The organism is Adlercreutzia sp. ZJ242 (assembly GCF_011038995.1).
Lineage (GTDB): Bacteria > Actinomycetota > Coriobacteriia > Coriobacteriales > Eggerthellaceae > CAAEEV01.
Map to the genome: position 1 here is coordinate 1 of NZ_JAAKEE010000036.1, position 20,291 is coordinate 20,291.

19 protein-coding genes are annotated in these 20,291 nt (G+C 69.6%); 8 read left to right on the forward strand and 11 right to left on the reverse strand.

Annotated features, from left to right (window positions below):
• Positions 1-408: hypothetical protein (locus tag G7Y49_RS08665; protein ID WP_206214609.1), on the reverse strand; the 408-nt coding region annotated here is incomplete at its 3' end.
• 206 nt (positions 409-614) lie between these two features.
• Between G7Y49_RS08665 and G7Y49_RS08670 the strand changes: the two genes are divergently transcribed.
• From G7Y49_RS08670 to G7Y49_RS08695, 6 genes are read left to right on the forward strand one after another with little or no spacing between them, the layout of a single operon-like run.
• A complete protein-coding gene (locus G7Y49_RS08670) occupies positions 615-1,976 on the forward strand; it encodes a threonine/serine exporter ThrE family protein (RefSeq protein WP_165172957.1) in 1,362 nt (453 codons plus the stop codon).
• The gene (locus G7Y49_RS08675; protein ID WP_165172959.1) at positions 1,973-2,893 is read left to right on the forward strand and encodes a DMT family transporter; all 921 of its coding nucleotides are present in this window, start codon (positions 1,973-1,975) and stop codon (positions 2,891-2,893) included. The genes G7Y49_RS08670 and G7Y49_RS08675 overlap by 4 nt, the downstream gene beginning before the upstream one ends.
• A gap of 8 nt (positions 2,894-2,901) precedes the next feature.
• Entirely contained in the window at positions 2,902-3,570 is a 669-nt protein-coding gene (locus G7Y49_RS08680; RefSeq protein ID WP_165172961.1) for a response regulator transcription factor, read from the forward strand.
• The gene (locus G7Y49_RS08685; protein ID WP_165172963.1) at positions 3,567-4,598 is read left to right on the forward strand and encodes a sensor histidine kinase KdpD; all 1,032 of its coding nucleotides are present in this window, start codon (positions 3,567-3,569) and stop codon (positions 4,596-4,598) included. The genes G7Y49_RS08680 and G7Y49_RS08685 overlap by 4 nt, the downstream gene beginning before the upstream one ends.
• Positions 4,599-4,648: 50 nt before the next feature.
• Positions 4,649-5,329, forward strand: coding sequence for an ABC transporter ATP-binding protein (locus tag G7Y49_RS08690; RefSeq protein ID WP_165172965.1), 681 nt, complete (start codon positions 4,649-4,651; stop codon positions 5,327-5,329).
• 5 nt (positions 5,330-5,334) lie between these two features.
• Positions 5,335-6,858, forward strand: a complete 1,524-nt coding sequence (locus G7Y49_RS08695; protein WP_165172967.1) for an FtsX-like permease family protein — start codon at positions 5,335-5,337, stop codon at positions 6,856-6,858.
• A gap of 130 nt (positions 6,859-6,988) precedes the next feature.
• Here G7Y49_RS08695 and G7Y49_RS08700 read toward each other — a convergent pair whose 3' ends face one another.
• From G7Y49_RS08700 to G7Y49_RS12370, 3 genes are all read right to left on the reverse strand, one after another.
• Positions 6,989-8,416 (reverse strand): L-cystine transporter, encoded by a 1,428-nt coding sequence (locus tag G7Y49_RS08700; protein ID WP_165172969.1) that lies wholly within the window; start codon positions 8,414-8,416, stop codon positions 6,989-6,991.
• A gap of 312 nt (positions 8,417-8,728) precedes the next feature.
• Positions 8,729-9,637, reverse strand: coding sequence for a formate dehydrogenase accessory sulfurtransferase FdhD (fdhD, locus tag G7Y49_RS08705; protein ID WP_165172971.1), 909 nt, complete (start codon positions 9,635-9,637; stop codon positions 8,729-8,731).
• Between the two features lie 19 nt (positions 9,638-9,656).
• Complete coding sequence (locus G7Y49_RS12370; protein ID WP_255465933.1) at positions 9,657-9,788, reverse strand: hypothetical protein; 132 nt, start codon at positions 9,786-9,788, stop codon at positions 9,657-9,659.
• Positions 9,789-9,984: 196 nt separating this feature from the next.
• On the opposite strand from G7Y49_RS12370, the gene thrH reads away from it, so the two are divergent.
• Complete coding sequence (thrH, locus tag G7Y49_RS08715) at positions 9,985-10,584, forward strand: bifunctional phosphoserine phosphatase/homoserine phosphotransferase ThrH (protein WP_165172973.1); 600 nt, start codon at positions 9,985-9,987, stop codon at positions 10,582-10,584.
• A 136-nt stretch (positions 10,585-10,720) separates the two neighbouring features.
• Here thrH and G7Y49_RS08720 read toward each other — a convergent pair whose 3' ends face one another.
• Positions 10,721-11,401, reverse strand: a complete 681-nt coding sequence (locus G7Y49_RS08720) for a dioxygenase (protein WP_241157352.1) — start codon at positions 11,399-11,401, stop codon at positions 10,721-10,723.
• A gap of 98 nt (positions 11,402-11,499) precedes the next feature.
• Complete coding sequence (locus G7Y49_RS08725) at positions 11,500-13,464, reverse strand: tRNA uridine(34) 5-carboxymethylaminomethyl modification radical SAM/GNAT enzyme Elp3 (RefSeq protein ID WP_241157353.1); 1,965 nt, start codon at positions 13,462-13,464, stop codon at positions 11,500-11,502.
• A 378-nt stretch (positions 13,465-13,842) separates the two neighbouring features.
• Between G7Y49_RS08725 and G7Y49_RS08730 the strand changes: the two genes are divergently transcribed.
• A complete protein-coding gene (locus G7Y49_RS08730) occupies positions 13,843-14,739 on the forward strand; it encodes a class I SAM-dependent methyltransferase (RefSeq protein ID WP_165172977.1) in 897 nt (298 codons plus the stop codon).
• On the opposite strand, the gene rsmA is transcribed toward G7Y49_RS08730, so the two are convergent.
• The 5 genes from rsmA to G7Y49_RS08755 form a co-directional block, all read right to left on the reverse strand.
• The gene (gene rsmA / locus G7Y49_RS08735) at positions 14,715-15,662 is read right to left on the reverse strand and encodes a 16S rRNA (adenine(1518)-N(6)/adenine(1519)-N(6))-dimethyltransferase RsmA (protein ID WP_241157354.1); all 948 of its coding nucleotides are present in this window, start codon (positions 15,660-15,662) and stop codon (positions 14,715-14,717) included. The genes G7Y49_RS08730 and rsmA overlap by 25 nt on opposite strands.
• Positions 15,655-16,599 carry an NAD(P)H-dependent oxidoreductase gene (locus G7Y49_RS12295; protein WP_165172981.1) on the reverse strand — a complete coding sequence of 315 codons (945 nt, stop codon included), beginning with the start codon at positions 16,597-16,599 and terminating at the stop codon, positions 15,655-15,657. Before G7Y49_RS12295 ends, rsmA begins: the two co-directional genes overlap by 8 nt.
• A gap of 127 nt (positions 16,600-16,726) precedes the next feature.
• Positions 16,727-17,710 carry a TatD family hydrolase gene (locus tag G7Y49_RS08745; protein WP_165172983.1) on the reverse strand — a complete coding sequence of 328 codons (984 nt, stop codon included), beginning with the start codon at positions 17,708-17,710 and terminating at the stop codon, positions 16,727-16,729.
• Between the two features lie 54 nt (positions 17,711-17,764).
• Positions 17,765-19,357: a methionine--tRNA ligase gene (gene metG / locus G7Y49_RS08750; protein WP_165172985.1), complete on the reverse strand. Its 1,593-nt coding sequence runs from the start codon at positions 19,355-19,357 to the stop codon at positions 17,765-17,767.
• A gap of 130 nt (positions 19,358-19,487) precedes the next feature.
• Positions 19,488-20,201 (reverse strand): DUF5714 domain-containing protein, encoded by a 714-nt coding sequence (locus G7Y49_RS08755; protein ID WP_165172987.1) that lies wholly within the window; start codon positions 20,199-20,201, stop codon positions 19,488-19,490.
• Positions 20,202-20,291 lie beyond the last annotated feature (90 nt).

Below are 20,291 nucleotides of genomic sequence, written 5' to 3' on the forward strand. Positions count from 1 at the left end.
CGGGCGCGCCGCGCGCCCGGCCTGGGTCTGCATGCCCTGGCGCTGCGCCTCGGCCTCGCGCTCGGCCGCGCGGCTGGCCTCGCGCGCGGCGCGCTGGGCGGCCAGCTCCACCTCGCGCTCGCGGCGGTGCGCCTCGAGCTCGGCGCGCTGGGCGGCGCGGACCTGCGCACGCGACGCGCTCTCCTGGTACACCTGGGATACCGCCTGCGAGTACATGCGCGCGTTGCGCGCGCGCTCGGCGTCCTGGGCGGCGTACGACTGCAAGATGCTGTCGCGCGAGGGACGCGAGGTCACCTTGCCGCGCGAGCCGGTGGGGCGCTGCTGCGCGCCCGCCTCGGCGCCGTCTGCCCGACGCGCGCCCTGGGGGTTCCCGCCCTGAGTGTAGTGTTCTTCGGAATACGTGCCCACGAAAGCCAACCTCTTGTTCGTATGATGTGCGTTTACCTGCTGTTGTCTTTGATGAGATTGAAGGTGACTCCATTATAAGCACTCCCGCGCAACCGCGGGAGACGCGTTATCAGATTCGCACATTATGCAAGCGCGCGGCGCTGCCCGGGGACATGAACGCCGCGTGCGCGGGCACTGCGCGCGGCACACACGGTATAATGCACGCCATGAAGCCAACGACGCATACCACGAGCGGCAGCGCCAGCTCGCCCGAGCGGGCGGGCGTCCCCGCCTGCGCAGCCGCCGCGCCCGCAGCTGGCACCTACTCTGCGGCCGGCGCCCCTGCCTGCGACACCGCGCCGGCGAGCGCGGTGCTCCCCTGCCTGCTCGACATCGGCGAGCTCATGCTGGTCGCAGGCGCCGACGTGAGCCTCGTCGAGCGCACGCTCGACCGGATGGGGCGCGCCTACGGGGCGCGCAAGATGCACGCGTTCGTGATCACCGCCGTCATCATGGTCACCATGACCAACCCCGACGGCAGCGAGGTCACGCTCACGCGCCGCATCGACACCAAGGGCGAGACCAACTTCGGCAAGCTCGAGAAGCTCAACCGCCTCGCCGAGGAGTGCTGCGCGCACCCCGTCCCCAGAGACGAGCTCAGCCGCCGCATCAGCGCGATCGCGCGCGAGCCCTTCCCACGGCGCGCCCTGTACGCAGGCGGCGTGCTCGCGGCGGGGAGCTTCGCCATGTTCTTCGGCGGGGCGCTGCTCGACGGCGTGATCTCGGCCGTGTTCGCCGTGCTCATCTGCTGGCTCATGGAGCGCTTGAAGCCGCTCTCCCCCAACAACATCGTGTTCAACTTCGCCGCCGCGCTGGTGGCGGGCCTCGGGATCGGCATGACCGCGCGCGTGGTGCCCGGCGTGTCGGTCGACATGATCATGATCGGCGACATCATGCTGCTCATCCCCGGCATCGCCATGACCAACGCCGCGCGCGACATGCTCGCCGGCGACACCGTCACCGGCGTGATGCGCCTGGTGGAGAGCTTGCTGTGGGCCACGGCGCTGGCGCTGGGGTTCATGGCGGCGCTCTGGCTCACCGACGCGAGCGCGCTCGCGGCAGCAGTGCGCAGCACAGACCCGCTCGCGGACGCGATCATCCAGCTCGTCGTGTCGCTGCCCGCCTCGGCCGGGTTCGCGCTGCTGTTCAACCTGCGCGGGCCGCTCGTGGTCCCCGCGTCAGTCGGCGGCGTGCTCAGCTGGGGAATCTACCTCGCATGCGGCCAGGTCATCGAGGGGATCTTCTTCCCCTGCCTCATCGCGTCGGCGTTCTCGGCCGTCTACGCCGAGCTGCTCGCGCGCCACTACCGCGCACCGGGCGCCCTGTTCTTCATCATCGCCGTGATCCCGCTCGTCCCCGGACGCGGGCTGTTCTACGCCATGAACGCCGCCGTGCGCGCCGACTGGGCGGCATTCTCCGACTTCGCCCTGCTCACGCTGCAGTTCGCGCTTGGCATCGCCGTGGGCATCTCGGTGGTGTGGGCCGTGCGCGAGGTCATGCGCCGGTTTGAGGAGGCGCGCCGCGCATGAGGCCGAGTCCGCTCGCCAGCGCGCTGCTCGTGTTCGCAGGCGGCGCGTGCTACGGCGCGATGGCGCCCGTCATACGCGTCGAGTACGCCGCCGGCTTCACCTGGCAGCAGACCACCGCCGGGCAGGCCACCTTCGGAGCGCTCCTGTTCGCGGCGCTGCTCGCCGTGCAGCTCGCGCGCGGGAGAAGGCTCGCGCCCGTGAGCGCGTCCGGCGCGCTCAAGCTGGTCGGCACGGGCATGACCACGTGCTGCACCTGCATCTTCTACTCGATATCGCTCGCGTACCTGCCGGTGGCGGCGGCCATCACGCTTCTGTTCCAGTTCACCTGGATCGGCCTCGTCATCCAGATGCTGGTCACGCGCACGCCGCCGCGCGCTGCCGAGCTGGCCGCCGCGGCGCTGGTGGTCGCAGGCACGCTCCTGGCGAGCGGGCTGCTCTCGTCCGAGCTTGAAGTCGGCTACCACCCCGTCGGCGTGGCGTGCGGCCTCGTCTCGGCCGTGAGCTGCGCGCTGTTCATGTTCTTCTCGAGCCGCGTCGAGACCGAGATGCCGCCCGTCCAGCGCGGGCTCATCGTGTGCGCGGGCGCGGCGCTTCTGGCGAACGCCGTGTGCCCGACGTTCATACCGGGCGGCACCGTGGCGGTGATCGCGCCCTACGGCCTGGTGCAGGGCCTCTTCGCGCTGTTTCTGCCCGTGATCCTGTTCGGGCTGGGCACGCCGCAGCTGCCCTGCGGCATCTCCACCATCCTGGCGTCAGCCGAGCTGCCCTGCTCCATCATCCTGACGTTTCTGGTCGTCGGCGAGGGCGTTGACGCGCTGCAGGCCGCCGGCGTGGCGACCATCCTCGCCGGCGTGGTGGTCTCGCAGCTCCCCGCGCTCGCCGCTATAATGGCAGCTAGCTCAAGCCAACGTCAGTGAGGACGAGCATGGAAGGCACCTTGTGGTACATCGAGGATGACGAGGACATGGCCGCCCTCGTCAGCGCCGCGCTTGAGGAGGCGGGGCTTCGCGTCCTCACGTTTCCCGACGGGCTGTCAGCGCGCAACGCCTTGGCGAAGCGGCTGCCCGACGCGCTCGTCATCGACTGGTCCCTCCCTGACGACGACGGCGCGTCGATCTGCCGCTGGGCGCGCCGCAGAAGCGCGCAGCTGCCCATCGTCATGCTCACCGTGCGCGATGATCCCGCTGATATCGTCGCCGGGCTCGAGGCGGGCGCCGACGACTACGTGACCAAGCCCTTCGACATAAACGTGCTGGAATCGCGCATCCGCGCTCTGCTGCGGCGCGCGAACCCTGCGCAGCGCCTGGAATGCGGCCCCTTCCTGCTGGACGCAGCGTCAGGCTCGGCGTTCATCGGCGACTCGCCCATCGACCTCACATCGCTTGAGTTTCGCCTCATGACGCTGCTGATGCGGAAGAAGGGCAGCATCGTCACGCGCGAGCACCTCAAATGCGCCCTCTGGGGCGCAGACGGCGCGCACTTGAGCGACAACGCGCTGACTGCGCTCGTCAAGAGGCTGCGTGCGAAGCTCGGCGACGAGCACGGCATCAAGACCGTGCGGAGCTTTGGCTACCGCATGGAGGAGCCACGATGACCGGGGGCGCCTTCGCCTCGCCGACAGCCATCGCCTTGCTCTGCATCGGATGCGCGGCGCTCGCCGCTGCGCTCGGCGCCGCCGTCACCGCCCGATGCGTGCGGCGACGCCAGGACAAGCGGCTCCTCGAGACGGCCTCCTACCTCGAGCGAGCCGCCCTCGGCCGCGCCGCCGCGCTCACGCCGACCGGGGAAGACGCCCTCTCCAAGCTCCAAGACGAGATAGTCAAAACCGTGTCGGCGCTCAGGCATGCCCGCGCGCAAGCCGACGAGGCGAAGGCATCCTACGCCGACAACCTGCACAACATCGCGCATCAGCTCAAGACGCCGCTCGCCGCCCAGCTGCTCGCCGAGCAACGCCTCAAGCGATACGCAGGCAAAGCCGCGTGCGCAGACGGCACGGCGCGCGAGGCCGACCGCGCTCTCGACTCCCTGGAGCTCGATTGCATTGCCGACTCGCTCGAAGCGCAGACCAAGCGGCTCATCAAGCTGCAAGACGACCTGCTCCTGCTCGCTCGCATGGACTCGGGAGCGCTGGAGATGCACCCGCTGCCGCAAGACGCCTTCACGCTCTTGAGCATGGCGGCCGACAGCCTCGAGGAGATAGCAGGCAGCGCCGGCGTGCGCATCGAGGTAGAGGACAACGGCGATGCGGAGGTGCTCGCCGACGCGCACTGGATCTGCGAGGCGCTCATGAACGTGATGAAGAACTGCGTGGAGCACGCCCCGCGCGGCAGCGTCGTCAGGGCCGCGTATCGCGACAACCCGCTTTACCTCGAGATGCGCGTGGCTGACGAAGGCGCGGGGTTCGCACCCGAAGATCTGCCCCACCTCTTCGAGCGATTCTACCGAGGCGCCTCGCATGCGAAACCGGGCATGTCCTCCTCGACGGGGCTCGGCCTCGCCTTCGCGCGCGAGCTGATCGAGCGGCAAAACGGCGTCATCCGAGCCCGCAACGCAGCTGGCAAGGGCGCCCTGTTCGAGATCAGAATCTACCATCAGGCCCGCTGTCACCCTCGTGTCACCTAAGGCATGTATTCTTCACTCCCGACAAAGGCTCGAAGAAGAAAGGGCAGCCCATGTCTATCGTAGAATGCGTCGGGGTGAAGAAGACCTATCGCCGCGGCAGCCAGGAGGTGTTCGCTCTGAGGGGAGTCGACTTGACGATCCAGAGCGGCGAGCTGGTTGCGATCGTCGGGTCCTCGGGATCGGGAAAGTCCACGCTGCTTCACCTGCTCGGCGGCATCGACAAGCCCACCGAGGGGTCCGTGCTGATCGACGGCGTCGACGTGACCAGCTTCGACGCAACCCAGTCAGCCCTGTTCAGACGGCGGAAGGTGGGGCTGGTCTACCAGTTCTTCAACCTCGTGCCCACCGTGGACGTCCGCCGGAACATCCTCATGCCGCTGCTGCTTGACGGCAGGCAGCCGCAAGGCGGGCTGCTCGAGGAGATCACGCATGCGCTCGGCATCGACGGACTGCTCGACGCCATGCCTGCCGAGCTTTCCGGCGGGCAGCAGCAACGCGTGGCCATCGCCCGGTCCCTCATCTACCGACCGCTCCTGCTGCTCGCGGACGAGCCCACGGGGAACCTCGACCGCCGGTCATCGGAGGAAGTGGTCGACCTGCTCAAGCTGGCCAACCGACGATTCCACCAGACCACCGTCATCGTGACGCACGACGACGAGGTGGCCTTGGCAACCGACAGGATCGTCACTTTGGAGGACGGCTGCGTCGTCGGCGACCGAAGGTGCCGGTGATCACCATGACGTCAAGGCTGGCGCTCGACTTCGTGCGCGGCACTCGCGCCTCAAACCGCATCATCGCAGCTACCGTCGCCATAAGCGCGCTGCTCCTGTCCATGCTGGCAACGGTGCTCTACAACTTCTGGGCGGACGCCGCCGCGCAGGCGGCCGCGAACGGCACCGGCCTGCAAGACCGCCTTGCCGGCGAGATGCTCGTCGGCCTGTTCTACCTCTTCGTCATGGTTCTCGCCTGCATCGCGCTCATGCTGATAATCAGCAACGCGTTCGCCGTCTCCATGGGCTCACGCGTCCATCAGATCGGCATCCTGGCCACCGTGGGAGCAACCTCGCGCCAGATTCGCTCGGCCCTGGTGAGGGAGTCGCTCGCGGTGAGCCTTGCGCCAGCAGCCCTGGGCGTCATCGGCGGGGTCGCCTGCGGCGCGGCGTTCGTCCTCGGCGCCATCGGCCTGGCTGAGCGCGCGGACATTGTCCAAGCTGCCCAGAGCGCCTTTCGCTACCACCCCCTGCTCGCCGTCCTCACGTTCACGCTCGTGGTCCTCACCGTGATCGCTTCCGCGGGGATGCCCGCCCGCGCCGCGGCGAAGGTCCCTCCCCTTCAGGCGATTCGCGCGACAGAGGAGGAAGGGCCCTCGACCCGGCGCCGCCGCGATGCCCGCCCCCCAACCTCCCTCCGCCAGCCGTTCGGCTTCGAGGGCGAGCTTGCCCGAAGCTCGATGCGCGCGCGGCGCAGCGCCCTGCGATCCACCACAGCCGCGCTCGTGCTCTCCCTGCTGGTATTCGGCAGCTTCCTGTCATTCATGACCGTTTCGAAGATGAGCGTGGAAGCGACGTACTACGAGCGGTTCGGCACGGCGTGGGACTTCACGCTCGACGTCGAGGGAGCAAGCGTCGGGGACCTCGAGGGCCTGGCCGACGCCCTCGCCTCATGCGGGTACGAGGCTTTGGCGGATGAGATGGACGGCGGCGCGCGCATCTACCTCCGCGCGGGAGACGGCCTGGGCGCATCCGACCTTGACGAGGCGCTCGAGCGCTGCGGCGCAGCGTCGGTCGGCGCCGACGTCGAAGTGGTCGACCTGGCGGAGGAGCGCGCGCAAGCCGATTTAATCTGGAACGGCTACGCGACCATTACGGGAGGGTTTTGCGGAGTGCTTGCCCTGATCGGAATCGCCGGCGTGTTCTCCCAGGCCATCGGCTTCGCTTATCAGAGGAAGCGAGAGTTCGCGCGCTACCAGTCCATCGGCATGACGCCTGGCGGCGTGCGCAAGGTGCTCTACGTCGAGGCGCTCTTGACGACGGCGCGGCCCCTGGGGCTGGCGCTCGTCCCCACAGCCCTCGTCGCCCTCGCCTTGACGATGCTGAGCAAGCAGTCGCCAGCTGGCTTCCTGGCCACGTTCCCCTGGGCGATCGCGCTGATCTACGTTGCCGTCATCGGCATGCTCGTGCTCGTCGCCTACGAAATCGGACGCCGGCGCATCATCGCATGCGACATGGTCGCCCTGCTCAAGGACGACACGCTCGTCTGAGGGACTCGGACGGCGGGTTTCTCCGCCAGAGCGCTTGACCCTGGCGCTTCCCCCTCGTTTGCGATTGCGTCGAGAAGACTCAACCGCAAAGAGGAAGCCATGGGAAGGAAACCCGCCCCCGTCCTTGCGCTTACGCGGCCTTCTTGTTGTCGAGGAAGTCGGAGCTCACCACAGCGGTCTTGTCCTCGAGCACCTTGCGGTCGAGTTGGCCGGTGACGTTGGAGGCGGTGACGCCGGCCACCATGGCGTCGCTCACGTTGACGGCGGTGCGGCCCATGTCGATCAGGGGTTCCACCGACGCCAGGATCGCGGAGATCTCGATGGGCAGCCCCATGGTCCCGAGCACGATGAGCGACGCGAACGTGGCGCCGCCGCCGACGCCCGCCACGCCGAACGAGCTGATGACCACCACGGCCACGAGCATGATCACGAACGACGGGTCCAGCACGTTGATGCCCACCGTCGGCGCGATGATGGTGGCGAGCATGGCCGGATAGATGCCCGCGCAGCCGTTCTGGCCGATGGACAGGCCGAACGAGCCGGACAGGTTGGCGCTCGCCGCGTCAACGCCGAGCGCGCGCTGCTGGGTCTCGATGTTGAGCGGCAGCGCGCCCGCGCTCGTGCGCGACACGAACGCGAAGCCGAGCACGCCCGCCACCTTGCGGAAGTACGTGAGCGGGTTCACGCGGTTGCCCAGAAGCACGAGCGAGTGCACCACGAGCACCAGAAGCAGCGCCACGTAGGAGGCGATCACGAACTTCGACAAATCGAGGATCGCCACGTAGTCGCTCGTGGCCAGCACCTTCGCGATGAGGGCGAGCACGCCGTAGGGCGTGAGGCCGATCACGATGCGCACCACGCGCATGACGATGCCGTAGAGCGCGTCGATGAAGTTGGCGAAGAAGTCAGCCTGGCGGTTGGAGTCCTCGGTGTCGAGCCCGCGCAGCTTGAGGTAGGCCACGCCGAGGAAGGCCGCGAAGATGACCACCGCGATGGTGGAGGTGTCACGCGTGCCGGCCAGGTCGGCGAAGAAGTTGGTGGGGATGAACGACAGGATCTCCTGCGGGATGGTGAGCGCCTCGGTCTTGGCCGCGCCCGCCTCGAGCGTGGCCATCTTGCCCGCGTCGGCCGCCTGCGTGAAGCTCGCGCCCGCCAGGTCGAAGGCCACCACCGAGCCCCAGCCGATGAGTCCCGCGATGGCGACCGTCACCATCAGCACCGCGAGCACGATGCCGCTGATCTTGCCGAACTGGTTGGTGACGCCCGAGCGCGTGAACGCGCCCACGATGGACACGAACACGAGCGGCATCACGAGCATCTTCAGGAGCGACACGTAGCCCGTGCCCACGATGGCCATCCAGTCAAGCGCGATCTTGGCCGCCTCGGTGCCGCGCCCGAGCACCATCTGCATCCCGATGCCGAGCACGATGCCCGCGCCGAGCGCCGTGAACACGCGGAACGTGAACGACTTCCCCTTCATGTTCAGGAACTTGAGCCCCAGAAGCAGGGCCACGAAGATCACCAGCGTCACAACCGCCGGCAAAACCGCTTCCGACATTTCCCCATCCTCTCTTCTTGCCTGACGAGAAGGCCCTCGCCACCCTGCGCCGCGCCTGCGCCTCACCGGCGCCGTCTGCCGCGGCCCGCACGTTGGCGAACGCCTTCCCTCCTCGCGAGTCAGTATGACCCTTAAAGTCTAGTAATTCAATAGGTTTATTCGGCTAAAGCGAAGCAAACCTGTGGGCATTTTCCTACAATCGGCCGCCGAGCGCGCGCCCGCGCCCTGCGAACGGCGCGCATGGCGCATAAACGCGCGCGTTCGGCCCAGCGGGCAGGAAGCAGAGGGAGGCCGCGCGAACGGCCGCGCGCATCACGCGCCTTCGCGTTCGAGGGCTTGCGAGCTTGCGAGCCCCGCAGCGCCCGCATCCGCGGGCCGTCCCGCAGCCGCAGCGTCCACGAGCCCCTCACCTGCGCGCCGCTCCCCCAGCGGGTCGTGGCACACGCGCATGCTGTCAGGGCGCGCCGAGCAGATGAGCGTGAGGTCGTACGCGCGCGCGAGCTCGATGGTGGCGTCGGTGGGCACGGCCTTCGTGGCGAGCACCGGCACGCCCGCGCGGATGGCCTTCATCACCATGTCGACCGGGATGCGCCCGCTCGAGAACACCATCACCTGCCGAAGGTCGACCCCCGCGCGCAGGGCGGCGCCGAGCGCCTTGTCGAACGCGTTGTGGCGCCCCAGGTCCTCGCGGCAGCACACGACGTCGCCGTCGACCAGCAGATAGCAGCTGTGCGTGCCGAACGTGCGCCGGTGCAGCGGCGAGTCCTGCGCGAACGCGCGCGCCGCCGCGAACACCCACGCGCGCTCCCACGCGATGGGCGTCACCTTCGCCGGCGCCTCGTCGGCGTCGAAGTAGCGGTTGAAGGACCGGTTGCCCGTGCAGCAGCTGGGCACCACGTCGACGCCGGTCTTGGAGAAGTCGGCCGCGCGCTCGCGCAGGATCACGCGCGCCCGCGTCCCGTGCTCGCACAGGTAGACCGACTCCACGTCGCCAACCCCCGCGATGACCCCCTCGGAGAAGAGCCGCCCGACCACCAGGTCGACCAGGTGGTCGGGCGTGCACACGATGCGCATGGTCAGGATCTCGTTCACATACACGTCCATGCTGTGCTCGACGAGCACCGTTACGTCCTCGGACGCCTCGGCGCCGTCCGCGCTCACGCGGCGCGCCACGTACGGCGTGACGACCTCGCCTTCCGCATGTCGGTCAATGACGTCCATGGAACCTTCCTGCCCCTTCCTACTTCTCGGACTTCACATGGTACACGAACCAGTACGCGAGCCCCACGAAGACGAAGCCGCCCACGACGTTGCCCAGCGTGGCGGCGGAGAGGTTGCAGAGGATGCCCGCCTCTCCTCTCCCCTTCCCCACCCCGCCCCTCCCCTCGCCAAGCCCATCCCCGCCAGGCCCCGCCTCTCCCCTTCCCGCCCCGTCCCTCTTCCCCGCCCCGTCCCTCTTCCCCGCCTACCGCCCGGGTTTGGCCTTTTCCGCTTGCGTCACGCACTTGAAACGTTTTTCACGCATAATCGACCCGATAACAGACGATGATCCGAAAAGGAGTTTTCCCATGAATGTTGTGTGCCTCGACCTCGAAGGCGTTCTCGTACCGGAGATCTGGATCGCGTTCTCCGAGGCGACCGGCATCCCCGAGCTCAAGCGCACCACGCGCGACGAGCCCGACTACGACAAGCTCATGGAGTTCCGCCTGGGCGTCTTGGAGGAGCACGGGCTGGGCCTGCGCGAGATCCAGGAGGTCATCGCGGGCATCGACCCCATGCCCGGCGCGCGCGAGTTCCTCGACGAGCTGCGCCCGCTCGCGCAGGTGATCATCGTCTCCGACACGTTCTCGCAGTTCGCCAAGCCCCTCATGGAGAAGCTCGGCTGGCCCACCATCTTCTGCAACGAGCTCCTGGTCGGCGAGGACGGCCGCATCACCGGCTACAAGATGCGCTGCCCGCAGACCAAGCTCACCACGGTGAACGCCCTGCACGACGCGGGCCTGACCACCATAGCCGCGGGCGACTCGCACAACGACCTGGGCATGATCCGCGCGTCGAAGGCCGGCTGGCTGTTCAAGAGCACCGAGTCCATCCGCGCCGAGAACCCCGACATCCCCTCCTGCGAGGAGTACGCCGAGCTCCTGGCCGGCATCAAGGCCGCGCTGTAGGGCGCAGGGCGCCAGGACGCGGGGCGCCGGGACGCGGGGCGCTGCTGGGGCGCGAGGCGCCGGCCGGCCCAGCCCTCCCCCGCAGGCGCCGCCCTCCCGAATGCCGGCCCTTCCCCGAAGGCCCCTTGAGCCCGCGCTAGGCGCGGGCCTTTTCGCGCGTGCGGCTCATCAGCTCATGCTCGAGGTCCTGGATGCTCGGCGGGGTCCACGTGAGCGCGTCGGCTCCGGCGGCGATGGTCGCCGCAGCCGTCTGCTCGGTGGGCCCGCCGCTCGCCATGATGGGCATGTCGGGGTACGCGGCGCGCACCGCCGCCACCACGCGCGCCGTGTCGCGTCCCGCCGCCACGTTCACGATCGACGCGCTCGTCTCGATGATCGCGCGCGTCACCTCGTCGAAGCCGCACACCGTGGTCACCACCGGCACGTCGACGTGCGCCGCCACCGCGCGCACCGTGTCGGCTGACGCCGTCACGTTGAGCACCACCGCCGACACGCCCTGCATCTCGGCGTGCGACGCCAGGTCGACCGAGCGCTCGCCCGTGGTCACGCCGCCGCCGACGCCCACGAACACCGGGCGCTCCGACGCCATGATGAGCGCGTTGTTCACGATGGGATGGCTGGGGAACGGGTAGACCGCCAGCACCGCGTCGGCGTCGCAGTGGCAGATCACGGCCACGTCGGTGGAGAACACGAGCGAGCGGATGTGGTGCCCCGCGATCTCGAAGCCGGGGCAGGTGCGCATGACGTCAGGCACCTTGAGGGCGATGTGGCGGTAGGTCTGCTCGACGTGCTTGGGGTCTGCCTGCTGCATGCTCATGTTCGCATCTCCTGGAGTGTGGGGAAACGGCGGGGCGGGAACGGGATGGCCGGCGGCGACGAGATGCCGCGGCGCCTTTTCGACGAGATTACCGTATTCTACGCAAGCGGCCTTCGTTGGTAAAGACCGCAATCTGAGAAACCTAGGGCCCGGTAGTAGTTGCGCGTGCCCACCGAGCTGATGACGTTCACGGCGACGTACCCCGCCGCCCGAGCCTGTGCGCACGCCTCCTCCACCAGGCGGCGCCCGAGCCCCGCGTGCTGCGCGCCCTCGCCCGCCGCGTGCAGCCGCGCCACGCGCCCGTACACGTGGACCTCGCGGATCATGGCCTCGCCCGCATGCACGGGAAGCTGCGCGCGCTCTTCTGGCGTGAGGCACGGGGCGTCGAGGCGCGGGAGCGACAGGCGCAGGAACCCCGCGATCCTGCCCTCGGGCGTCACCCACTGCAGGAAGCGCTCCTGCGCCACCGACGTGGCGTACGCCACGCAGTCGAGGCGCAGCGCGTCGAGCTTGACCTCGCCCGTCGCTATCTCGCGCTGGCGGATCTCGCGCACGGCGCGGCCTTCCGCGCGCGAGCGCTCCTCCACGCGCGCCTCCACCAGCTGGCGCAGGTTGGTCTTCTTGTTGCCCGCCACGATGTCGCCCGAGGAGATGTCGCGGATCATGCGCGAGATGCGCGTGTAGGCGGGCGTGGCGAGCACGTCCTCCACGAGCACGCCCACCAGCACGTCCTCGGGGTAGGGCGCCCACTCGCCCGCCGCGTAGCGCTCCGTCAGCTGCGCGCTCTCCACCAGACAGCACGGGTAGAGCTTCACCTCGTCGGGGAGAAAGCGCCCGTCGGTGACGAGCCGGCGGTAGTCGGCCGCGTCGCCGGCGGGCGAGGCGCCGAGGAGGTTCACCATGAAGTGCACGTGAATCTTGAAGCCGAACAGGCGCAGCAGCGAGAACGCCTGCGCGATGCGCGCGGGCGTCACGTTGCGCCGGTTCGCCCGCAGGACGGACTCGTCGAGGCTCTGGATGCCCATCTGCACCTTCGTGCACCCCAGGCGGCGCATGACGGTGAGGCTCTCGGGCGTGACGAGGTCGGGGCGCGTCTCGATCACGAGGCCCACCACGCGGTGCGCGGCGCCCTCGTTGCGCGCGTGCTCGCGCTCGAGCTCAGCGAACGAGGCGCGTTGGACGCATGCGGCACGCTCCCAGGCATCCTGGGCGTAGAGCGCGCGAACGGCCTGGTTGTACGTGCGCTCGCCCGCGGTGACGCGCTTTTGCTCAGCGCGCGTGAGGCGCGCGAGCTCGTCGGCGTCGCAGGCGAGGCCGCAGGACGCGTAGAAGGACGCGCGGGCCGCAGCGTCGTGGCGGGCGGCGACGTCGTGGCAGGTGGCGGCGGCGTGGCGGGCGGCGCTGTCATGGCGCGCGACGACGCCCGCTACGCCCTCTTCGCGAAGCGCCCCATGCGAGAAGCCCGCCTGCCCGCCTGCGTCGTTGAGCGCGCGGAAGAGCTCCGTCACGAACCATATCTGGTAGTCCTGCGGGTAGTCGCTCCACGTGCCGCCGAGCACGATGAGCTCTACCTTGTCGGTCACGTGCCCCATGTCGGTGAGCGCGCGCAGGCGCGAGGTCACCTGCAGGTACGGGTCGAAGTAGTTGCGCTCGGCGCGCTGGCAGGCGGGCTCGTCGGCGAGGTAGCTCTTCGGCATGCGCACATCGTTCGGGCAGTAGAGGCAGTCGCTCGAGCAGGGATGCGGCTTGGTGATCACCGTGATGGTGGCCACGCCCGACGCGGTGCGCCGCGGCTTGGCCTTCAGGAGGCGCACGAGCTGCTCCTCGCACGCCGCGTCGACGCCCCAGCTCTCCCAACGCGCCGGGTCCTCGGCCTTGCACCGCAGGTAGTACGGCAGAAGCCGCTTCTTCGCCACGCTCCGCGCGCCGTCGTGCATGGCGCGGTTGCGCCGCCGCACGAGCTTGTCGAGCCACGCCGCGTCAAGCGGCCTGCCGTCCCCGTCAAGGCCCTGGCACCCTCCTGCCTTGACGGCTGCGATTATCTCCAAGAGCGCCACTTCCACGCGACCCGGCTTCCTCCTGCTCCTTGGCAACGGCATATCGGCATGCTAGAATGCTCGGTGAACGATGCCCCGCCGATCCGGGCAGCTTCGTTCTTTGTGATTAAGCCCCGCGAGCCTGCAAGCATTAGCGGGGCTTCTTCTCCAAGACACTCAGCCGTTCGTCACCTCCTTCAGCACGTTGCCTGACATCAACCTCTAACGCAGCAGGTCGATGAGACTAATGACAACCGCGAAGATCGCGCACAGCGCAATAACTGTCTGCACGTCCATAAGCAGCCTCCTTTCGGAAGCTGCCCGGAAGCGGCGAAGCATCGTTCGAGCATCATAGCACAGCCCCGCCCTCGCCTTCGAGGGCCATTACGTATTACAATGCCGCCCATGGATCCCATCACCGCACAGAGGCTCAGCGACCTCACCAGCGACTTCTACCGGCGCGTGAGCGCGTCGTTCTCCGAGACGCGCTCACGCGCCTGGGAGGGCTGGGAGCGCGTGCTCGAAGCGTGCGGAATCACGGGGAACGCGGAAGACGCGGATGAGCGCGGACGGGCAGGCGAGCGCAAAGGCGCAGGTGAGAGGGCGTGGGCGAGCGGGCGAGCAAACACATCCGCAGGCGCCCACGTGGCCGCGACCGCGCCAGAGCCGACCCTGCGCGTGCTCGACCTGGGATGCGGCAACCTGCGCTTCGAGCGCTTCCTCGCCCTGCGCGCCGGCAGGCCCGTCGAGGCGTTCGCCGTGGACAACTGCGCGCCGCTCGTCGCACAGGGCACGCGCGACGCGCTCCCCGAAGGCGTGCGCGTCCGCTTCCAGCCCCTCGACGTCATGGGCACGCTGCATGCGGGAGGAAACCTCGCCCGCGCCCTCGACGCGCCCGCGTGCGACCTCGCGGTGGCGTTCGGCCTCATGCACCACGTGCCGACCTTCGGACAGCGCATGCGCGTGCTCGAGGCGCTCGCCAGCCACGTGCGCCCCGGCGGTCACGTGTCCGTGGCGCTCTGGCAGTTCGCCCGCAGCGGCAGGCTGCGCGCCAAGGCCGCGGCGGCCACCGCGCGCGGATGCGCCGCCTGCGGGATCGACCCCGGCGAGCTCGGGGAGGGAGACTGTCTCATGGGCTGGCAGGACGAGCAGGACGTATTCCGCTACTGCCACCACTTCGACGAAGCCGAGGTGGACGCCCTCGCCCGCGCGCTCGAGCCGCGCGCCCGCGAGGTCGCGCGCTTCTCGGCGGACGGGAGGGACGTGCCCCTCAACCGCTACCTCGTCCTCAGGGTCAGGTAAGCCTCGCCGAGCGCTACGAACTCCTGCACGTCGAGGGTCTCCCCGCGGCGCTTGGGGCTGATGCCGGCGCTCTCGAGCAGGTCCTCGACGTGCGCCGCAACCGCGCGGCCCTGCTCGCCCCGGCCTGCGAAGTACGCCTTACATGAGTTCGCGATGGTCTTGCGGCGGCTGGCGAAGGCCGCGTCGGCCATGGTGCACGTCGCCCGCACCACCTCAGGCGCAAGCGGCGCGCCGTCGGCGCCCGCGGGCGTGCGGCGGTTCAGCCTCAGCACCGCGCTGTCGACGTGCGGCGGCGGAAAGAAGTTGCCCGGGCTCACCGCGAAGCGCCCCGCCGGCTCGGCGCGCATCGAGAGCTTCACCGTGTACGCGCCGTAGCTCTTGCTGCCCGGCGCGGCGGCCATGCGGTCGGCCACCTCCTTCTGCACCATCACCGTGGCGCTCTCGATCTCGTCGAAGCGCTCGAAGAAGCCCAGCACCACCGTGGCCGCCACCGCATAGGGCAGGTTCGCCACCAGCTTGTTGGGAAAGGAGCGCGCCCCGCCCTCGACAGGGCGGCGCGCGAGGGCGGACTTGACGTCCCCCTTCGTCAGGTCGAGGGCGTCCTTGCTGATGAGCGCGAAGCGGTCAGGCCATGCCGCGAGGGTCTCCGCGAGCACGGCGGGGAGGTCGGGGTCGCGCTCGACCGACACCACGCGCCGCGCGCGCTTCAGCAGCGCGACGGTGAGCGTGCCGATGCCCGGCCCCACCTCGAGCACGTCGTCGCCGGCGTCCAGCTCGGCGAGCGCGACGATCTTGCGCAGGACGTCGTCGTTGACGAGGAAGTTCTGGCCGAGCGCGTGCTTGGTGGCGAGCCCGTGACGCTCGAGCACCGCGCGCGTGGCCGCCACGCTGGCCAGCGGCGACAGCCGCTCGGCGCTACCCACGGCGCGCGCCTCCCTTGCGCTTCCTGCTCCTGCCGCCCTGCGGGGAGCCGCCCCGGGGCTTGCCGCCCTGCGGGGAGGATCCCTGCTTGCGCGGCTTGGACGACGGGGGCTGCTGGGGCTGCGCGTCGGCGAGCGAGAGGCGCGCGCGGGAGCCGGAGGATGCGCGTCGCGCGGGCGCTTCGGCTTGGCGAGCTTCGCCGCCGCCGTTCGCGCACGCGGCGGCTTCGCGCGCAGGCTCAAAGCCCGGCGCCTCGTCATCCGCGCCGTCCCCAGCCTCCACCACCTCGAACTCGTCACCCCAGTCAAGGGCGGCGAAGCCTCCCACGGGCGGGAGGGGGTACTCCTCGGCCTCGGCCGTGATCTCGCCGTCCGCGTCGATCTTCCCCACCCAGTCGAGCACGAGCTCGAGCTCGAAGCCCGCGCAGGCGAACGCCGAGCGCACGCACCCGATGAGCGGCTCGAAGCCGTGCGGGTCGCCGCCCTCGCCCACCACGTGCAGGACCATCGGGCGCTTGGGCTGCGCGCGCACGTCTGACCAGTAGTACGGCTGCAGGCGGTCGAGCAGGCACTTGAGCTGGGCCGGGGCGCCCGCGAAGTACACCGGCGACACCACGATGAGCTCGTCGGCCGCGTCGAGGTGCTTGCGCACCTCGGTCATGTCGTCGTGGATCACGCAGCGGTGCACGAGCGCGTCGCTCGCCGCCACCGCAGGCCCCACGGCCAGGTTGTCGTCGCTCTCGGGCAGCTTGTCGGGCGCCTCCGTGGCTGCGCGGCACGCGTCGCACCCGCGGCACGGCCCCACTTCGATGCTCGCCACCGACACGATGGACACGCCGTCCTCCGGGCACTCGTCGATGCACGCGTTGAACAGCTCGTCGGCCAAGCTCGCGCTGCGCCCGTTCGCGCGCGGCGACCCCACCACTATGACTCGATGCATGCTCGTCCTCTCCTCGTCGCGCCGCCGCCTCGCGGCTCTCCATCGCCCCACGCCATTGGCTGCCTCGCGGCCCCTTCGCCGCCCGCAGCCGCCCGCGCCCGCGGCCCCCAGCTGGCTCGCCGGCCGCCTAGCGCGGCTCGCCCGCCTGCCAGGCCGTCGGCTTGCGGTCGAGCAGCGCCAGCGCGTTTCTCTGCGTCGCGAGCAGAAGCTCGCGCCGTGCGTCCTCGTCATCCGCGCCGCGCACCTCGCACAGGCGCTCGGCCGTGAACACCATCTGCGCCGGCTCGCACTTCTGCCCGCGCAGGGGCTTCGGCGCCATGTAGGGCGCGTCGGTCTCCAGCAGCAGCTGGCCGACCGGCACGCGCGCCGCCGCGTCGCGGATCGCGTCGGCGTCGCCGAACGTGATCGCGCCGCCGAACGACACCGAGCAGCCCGCCTCGACCCACGGCCCGAGCGCCTCCCACGTGTCCGTGAAGCAGTGCAGCAGGACCCCCGCCTCGGGAAGCCCCTCGTCCTGCACGATCTCCCACGCGTCGGCGAGCGCCTCGCGCACGTGCAGCACCACGGGCAGGCCCGCCTCCTTCGCCAGGCGCAGCTGCGCGCGGAAGGCGCGCTTCTGGTCGGCCGCCGGCGAGAAGTCGTAGTGGTAGTCCAGCCCGATCTCGCCGAGCGCCACCACGTCAGGCTTGCGCAGCCACGTGCGCAGCTTCTCCTCGAGCGCGGCGTCGTAGCGCGCGGCGTTGTGCGGATGGCAGCCGACCGCAGCCCTCACCTGCGGCACGCGCGGGCGGGGCGCCCCGCAGCAGCACGGCACCGTGCGCTGCATGCTGACGGCGGCCTGGTGCGTCCACGGCCTCAGGCGGTCGAGCACCTCCTCGTCGTCCTCAAACACGTCGAGCACCGTGCAGATGAAGCTCACGCCGGCAAGCCCCGCGCGCGCGAGGGCGAGCACCGGGTCAGCCAGGTACTGCAGGTGCGTGTGCGCGTCGGCAACCGTCACGCCGAACTTCGGGGTCTCCACGGCCTTCCACTCGCCGTTCTTCTTCCTCACGCGGAACAGGTCGTCCGCGGACAGGGGCTCCTCGCCCGCAAGCAGCTCTTCGTCGCTCATCGGCAGCCTTCCTCTCCTCTCGCGCGCCACGTGCCGCGTCGCCGCAAGGCGCGCCTACTCCACGCCCAGGTCGATGGCGTCCACGTCGAGGCGCGGGAACAGCGCGTCGCCGACCTCCACCGCGTTGCCGGCGGGCAGCTGCCCCCACGCGGTCGCGGCCTCGATGTCGGTCACGGCCGTGATGTCGCCGAGCGACAGGCGGCGAAACACCTCGGCGGAGGTGTTCGGCGCGAACGGCGCCATGTACAGCGCCGTGATGCGGATGGCCTCGAGCAGGTTGTACATCACGAAGGCCAGGTCGTCGGCCCGCTCGGGGTCCTTCGCCAGCTTGAAGGGCTCCGTCTCCTCGATGTAGCGGTTCGCGCGCTCGGCGAGCTTCTGCACCGCCGCGGCGGCCGCGGTGAAGTCGACCTCGGCCATGGCCGCGTCATAGGCCGCGTACAGGCCCGACGCCACCTCGGCCAGCGGGTTCTCGGCGCCCGCGAGCCCCTCGGGCACGCGCGGCACCTGCGCGCCGAAGTACTTCTTGGTCATGTTGGTCACGCGGCTCACGAGGTTGCCCCACGTGTTCGCCAGATCGGCGTTGTACACCTGCACCATACGCTCCATGGAGATGTTGCCGTCGTGCCCGAACTGCACGTCGCTCATGAAGTAGTAGCGGTACGCGTCCACGCCGAAGATCTTCACCAGGTCGGCGGGCAGAAGCCCGTTGCCCTTCGACTTCGACATCTTCTCGCCCTTGGTGAGCAGGAAACCGTGGCCGAACACCGTGCGCGTGACGGGCAGGCCCGCGGCCATGAGCATGGCCGGCCAGATCACGCAGTGGAAGCGCGTGATGTCCTTGCCCACGAAGTGGTAGCGCATGGGCCAGGAGCGCTCGAACTCGCCCGCGCGCTCGGCCTCGTCGCCGTAGCCGATGCCCGTGAGGTACGCGAGCAGCGCGTCAGCCCACACGTAGGCCACGTGCCCCTCGTCGAACGGCAGCGGCACGCCCCAGTCGAACGTCGAGCGCGAGATGGAGAGGTCCTTCAGGCCCGCGCTCACGAACGACACGATCTCGTTGCGACGCGTCTCGGGGCGGACGAACTCGGGGTGCTCCTCGTAGAACGCGAGGAGCGGCTCCTGGAAGTCGGACAGCTTGAAGAACCAGTTCTCCTCGCCCGAGGCCATCAGCTGCACGGGGCGCTTGCAGTCGGGGCACACGAACTGCCCCTCCTCGTTCTTCTCGAGGTCGCTCTCGGCGTAGTAGGTCTCCTCGTGCACGCAGTACCAGCCCTCGTAGCTGCCCTTGTACAGGTAGCCGCGGTCGTAGAGGTCCTGCCAGAACTTCTGCACGGTGCGCGCGTGGCGCGGCTCGGTGGTGCGCACGAAGTCAGTGTAGGTGATGTCGAGCAGGTCCCACGCCTCGCGGAAGGCGGGCTCCATGGAGTCGCACCACTCCTGCGGCGTCATGCCCTTCGCGGCGGCGGTGTCGGCCACCTTCTGGCCGTGCTCGTCCATGCCCGTCACGAACGACACGTCGTAGCCATTCATGCGCTGGTAGCGCGCCACGGTGTCGGCGGCGACGGTGGTGTAGGCCGTGCCGAGGTGCGGCGCGGCGTTGACGTAGTAGATGGGGGTGGTGAACGAGTAGGTTCCCTTGGACATGAGTTGTGCTCCTTCCGAGCGCGCCGGCCAATGACGCCCGCGCACCCACATGCGGCCCCGCGACCGATGACATCGCGCGCCTCGTACGGTTCATTGCATAAGCCGTATGATTTTAGCACTAACGGAAGGCTCAGGAGGGGAAGGAGCCGGGGAAGTAGGGGCACGCGGTGCGCAGGCATTCCTTGTTGCGCGGGTAGTGCGCGCACATGATGCGCTCAGGCATCTCCATCTGCACGCCGAGCGTCTCGCCCACGTACGCCGCGGTCACCTCGATGGCGGAGAACCCCGTGCGCTTGCAGCAGCGCGGGCCGCCCAGGTCGGCCAGGCGCCCCAGGATGAGCGAGGTCAGGCGCTGAGTGCGCGCCCACGGGTCGCGCGTCATGGGCGTCGAGCCCGCCACGATGGAGTAGAACTGCCCCGCGCTCGTGGCGGCTCCGCACGTGCCCCAGAAGCCGCACGTGCCGCCCGGCACCTGCAGCGAGCGCTTCCTCAGCTCGGCGAGCCCCTTCTCGAGGTCGACGTCGCCGCCGGCGTTCGCGTACGCCGTCATGAGCGCCGCGCCCACGAGCGTGTGGTGCTCGGGCCCGTTCGGAAACACCGCCTTGTCGGCCATGAGCGCCTGCGCGATCTCCACCGGGTTCTTCGACGCGCATGTCGTGCAATAGCCCATGATCCACGCCACGCCGCCCGCGCGGTGGCACGCGTCGCACACGTAGTGCCCCGCGGTGCAGATGGAGTGCCCCGTCTCCTTCTTCCCGCAGAGGTGGCACGTCGCCTCCTGGGCCTCCTCGAAGTAGTCGAGCGGCTCCCCGCACACCAGGCACACGGCCAATCCAGCTGACATTGCGTCTCTCCTCTCTTGCTTGCGCTTATCTTCGCACGTTTTGCGCGCAATCGCGCATGGCTTTGCGCGCAATCTCGCACGGCCTCGCGC

What these genes read in the sequence shown, in the direction of transcription:
- G7Y49_RS08670 (WP_165172957.1), top strand. Translation starts at nt 615, where the DNA reads ATGAAGCCAACGACGCATACCACGAGCGGCAGCGCCAGCTCGCCCGAG.
- G7Y49_RS08685 (WP_165172963.1), top strand. Translation starts at nt 3,567, where the DNA reads ATGACCGGGGGCGCCTTCGCCTCGCCGACAGCCATCGCCTTGCTCTGC.
- G7Y49_RS08675 (WP_165172959.1), top strand. Translation starts at nt 1,973, where the DNA reads ATGAGGCCGAGTCCGCTCGCCAGCGCGCTGCTCGTGTTCGCAGGCGGC.
- thrH (WP_165172973.1), top strand. Translation starts at nt 9,985, where the DNA reads ATGAATGTTGTGTGCCTCGACCTCGAAGGCGTTCTCGTACCGGAGATC.
- G7Y49_RS12295 (WP_165172981.1), bottom strand. Translation starts at nt 16,599, where the DNA reads ATGCATCGAGTCATAGTGGTGGGGTCGCCGCGCGCGAACGGGCGCAGC.
- G7Y49_RS08730 (WP_165172977.1), top strand. Translation starts at nt 13,843, where the DNA reads ATGGATCCCATCACCGCACAGAGGCTCAGCGACCTCACCAGCGACTTC.
- metG (WP_165172985.1), bottom strand. Translation starts at nt 19,357, where the DNA reads ATGTCCAAGGGAACCTACTCGTTCACCACCCCCATCTACTACGTCAAC.
- G7Y49_RS08755 (WP_165172987.1), bottom strand. Translation starts at nt 20,201, where the DNA reads ATGTCAGCTGGATTGGCCGTGTGCCTGGTGTGCGGGGAGCCGCTCGAC.
- G7Y49_RS08700 (WP_165172969.1), bottom strand. Translation starts at nt 8,416, where the DNA reads ATGTCGGAAGCGGTTTTGCCGGCGGTTGTGACGCTGGTGATCTTCGTG.
- G7Y49_RS08690 (WP_165172965.1), top strand. Translation starts at nt 4,649, where the DNA reads ATGTCTATCGTAGAATGCGTCGGGGTGAAGAAGACCTATCGCCGCGGC.
- G7Y49_RS08720 (WP_241157352.1), bottom strand. Translation starts at nt 11,401, where the DNA reads ATGAGCATGCAGCAGGCAGACCCCAAGCACGTCGAGCAGACCTACCGC.
- G7Y49_RS08695 (WP_165172967.1), top strand. Translation starts at nt 5,335, where the DNA reads ATGACGTCAAGGCTGGCGCTCGACTTCGTGCGCGGCACTCGCGCCTCA.
- fdhD (WP_165172971.1), bottom strand. Translation starts at nt 9,637, where the DNA reads ATGGACGTCATTGACCGACATGCGGAAGGCGAGGTCGTCACGCCGTAC.
- G7Y49_RS08680 (WP_165172961.1), top strand. Translation starts at nt 2,902, where the DNA reads ATGGAAGGCACCTTGTGGTACATCGAGGATGACGAGGACATGGCCGCC.
- G7Y49_RS08745 (WP_165172983.1), bottom strand. Translation starts at nt 17,710, where the DNA reads ATGAGCGACGAAGAGCTGCTTGCGGGCGAGGAGCCCCTGTCCGCGGAC.